This is a genomic window from Caballeronia sp. (genome assembly GCF_028292365.1).
In the GTDB taxonomy this organism is placed as follows: domain Bacteria; phylum Pseudomonadota; class Gammaproteobacteria; order Burkholderiales; family Burkholderiaceae; genus Caballeronia.
In genome coordinates, this window is record NZ_JAQGMM010000449.1 from 1 (window position 1) to 3,155 (window position 3,155).

The 3,155-nt window shown below is 60.3% G+C and carries 2 protein-coding genes and 1 pseudogene; all 3 read right to left on the bottom strand.

Translation table 11 applies throughout. From position 1 onward, the window contains the following. The coding region (locus JWR14_RS26565; protein WP_299714531.1) for a glycosyltransferase family 4 protein at nt 1-452 on the bottom strand (452 nt) is incomplete at its 3' end. Further along, entirely contained in the window at nt 449-1,978 is a 1,530-nt protein-coding gene (locus JWR14_RS26570; protein ID WP_299714534.1) for a glucose-6-phosphate isomerase, read from the bottom strand. The genes JWR14_RS26570 and JWR14_RS26565, both read right to left, overlap by 4 nt. A 96-nt stretch (nt 1,979-2,074) precedes the next feature. Further along, nucleotides 2,075-3,139, bottom strand: a pseudogene (locus JWR14_RS26575) (glycosyltransferase); the annotation flags it as partial. Nucleotides 3,140-3,155: the final 16 nt, after the last annotated feature.

The following is a 3,155-nucleotide window of genomic DNA, read 5'->3' on the forward strand; positions in this document are numbered from 1 at the left end:
TTCGAGCGCTGATACGCCCAGTGTTCAAGCCGCGCATTCACGCGGCTATACAACACCTGATACGCGGACCACAAGCCCCCTGTGAGCTTGAACGGATAGTACGGACTGCGCAGCCAGCCGCCATGCACGAAGTGGGCCGTGTTCACGTCGGCTTTCGCCCACGATATAAATCCGTTCACATGCAGGACGTCGTATTCATTCTTGTGTGACCTGAGCCACAACCCCGTCTTCAACGCGAAGATCTGTTGCTTGAAAAGCTTGGTCGGCCAGAAGCGCCCGACCTTGATCGCGACCCATCGCAAGCGCGCTTCGGAAGCAAGCTCGGGCGCAACGTGCGATGCGAGCAGCGTGACCTGATGGCCTTCCGCCAAAGCAGCGCGCGCGATCTCGTAGTTCACGCGGCCTTGTCCGTCGTTGTGACGCACGACATGAGTGACGATGGCGATTCTCATCGGAGTGCCTTTTCAGGGAGGGAATGTGCGAAGAGCGCTTGCTCCCGGAGGCGCGCGAGCCGCTGGTGATGGCGCGCTGCGAGGACCGAGCAAAGGCCCATGTAAAGGATCATCCCGCCAATCGACGTGAACGTGTTGGTGAACACCAGCATGCCGACAATCGCAAACGCAACGCTCAGGGAAGCCTGCGCGTATTTGTCGTCGCGCAGCGAAAACGAAGCACGAAACGCACGTGCGATCAGCAAGCCCAGCCCGGCAAGATACATCAGCGAACCCGGCCAGCCGAGCACGAACGGCACGTTCATCACACCGCTGTCGAAGCTGCCGTACTTGCCGAGATCGCCATTGGAGGTGGAGAGTTTCGTCGATGAACCCGTGGCGCCGAATCCCTCGCCGGAGACGTCGGTGAAAGCGGTTTTCGCGAACGATGCGTAGAACTCGTTACGCGCGGCGTAGCTATTGTCATCGCTGAGATTGGTGATGGACTGCAAGCGCGTCGCCATCTTGTCGGCAATCGGCCCGAAGGTGAGCAGCGGCACGGAAAGTCCCGCCAGCACGACGGCGCCGACCAGTATCCGCACCCGCACCTTGTTGCTCGCCTTGAGCAGTTGCAACACCATGGCGATGACCCAGCCGCCCCACGTGGAGCGGACCATGCACAGGCCAAACGAGATGAAGCCGAGACCGCCCGCGACCCAGCGTACGCTCTGCGTGCCGGCCATGGTGAAGGTGAGCGCGGCCATCATGGCAAGCGCAAACGGACCCGATGAATTCATCGTGCTGAACACGCGTACGCCGAGCCGGACCGGATCGCCTTGCGACGCCATTTGTGAACCGATCATCCACATGGAGTCCCAGCCCGGCATCAGGAAGAACTGCACGAGGCCGTAGCCACCCATGAACAGCATGCCCCAGATGAATGTATCGAGGATCGCCTGGCGATACTTCGGATACTCGCGAGCATGGACCATGATGTGAAAGCCGATCAACACCGGATACAACCACGCCGCGAGGTCATAGGTGGCCGCCATCGGGCCGTTGGACATCACGCCGATCAGGTACGCGTAGGCGAGGCCCATGAAGATCAGGAGGAACGGCAGGCCACGCCGCTCAGCCAGCACCTTGTAGTGCCGAACCACCGTCAAGCCGCAGATCATGGTCACGACCACAGGCGCGACCTGGATCAGGCTGGTGGCCGTGAAACCGCCCTTCGCGAAGTCCGCCAGCCTGCGCACTTCGGGACTGAGAAACCATTGCCACCAGACGAAGCCGATGTAACGCGCGGGACTCTTGAAGTACAGCCATAAACCGACGCCGGTGGCCAGGGCCGGAAATCCATAGGTCAGCGCCGTTCCCTGATGCGCCAGAATCAGCAGCAGCGTGAACGCCCAAAACCCGCTTTGCGGCACCCAGTGTTTAGGGTCATCGCGGAACAGGCCAAGAAAACCAGCGCGCAGGGGCTTACCACCGTTCTCGATCAGATCGGCCAGATACTTCGGCGTACGGGCAGAGGCCGGTGTGCTCATGAATCAGTTCACCCTGCGTTGAGGCGCAACATGGCCAATCTCGGCATGCAGCGCGGTTTCTGGGGAACGTGCGGGGACGTCCACGTGCCGCGTTCTCATGAACTCCTGCGTAAGGCGAACATGCTGAAGCGCGAACTGGCGCGTCGTGTAATCGCGTGCGGCGAAATGGCGGCTCGCCGCCTGCGCGCGTTGCAGCGCAAGCGCGGGATTGGCGACTATCGTGTCGAGCGCGCGCTGCAACGCGGGCACGTCGTGCGGCGGTACATAAAACACATGCTCTGGTCCGAAGTAATCACGCAAGGACCCGACATCGGAGACGATCACGGGTTTGCCGAGCGCCACCGCTTCGAGCACCACCGTGATGCCCGAGACGTGGGAGTTCGGGCGCAGGGGCACCACGATCACATCGGCCCAGTCATACAATTCTCGCGCCGCCTTCATACCGATCGCAGGCGCGATCTTCACGTTACTTGCATGCAACGCTTTCGATACCCGCCGGCGTGTCGCGATCCGTACCTCATGCGCCGGGTTCTGCCGGAACGCCTGAGCAAGCGATTCCCAGTCGCGATCGCGATCGTTGCCGATTGCGGCGATTCGCACTGGCGTATGCGGTTGCCACGCGGTCGGTTCTTGCAACGGAAAGTCGATCGGGTTGATACCGTAGAACACCTGTGTCACATCGCGATTGAAATAGTCACGCGCCATTTCCGCGTTCTCGCTCGCGTGCGTGGTGAGGACATCGGCACGGGCGAGCAGCTTCTTGTACGCCCACTTTCGGAGCGCACTGAAGCCCGCCCACTTGTCGACGAGCCACACGCTTTGTGCGAGCAACATCGGGTTACCGCGTGCACGGCCTTTCAAAAGCAGCAACAACGCCGCCGATAAATGTTCGGCCTCGGTATGCGTCCAGACGACATCAGCGTTGAGAATTTCCTCGCGATTACGCCACGTATGAATGAAGTCGAAGCCGAGCACAGCTTTCAATCCACGCCTCGCAAAGCTCACGAATTTGTTCTCGGGCTTGTCGCGCGAATTCGTCAGCTTGAACTCAGGAGACTCTGCATGGTGATAACCGTACAGGCAGCAGATGTTCTCCCCTTTGCGATAAAACCGCGGGTATGTGCCATAGAAAAAATGCACTTGAACGTTAGTCGCTTGCATGCGGGAAACCTCCACG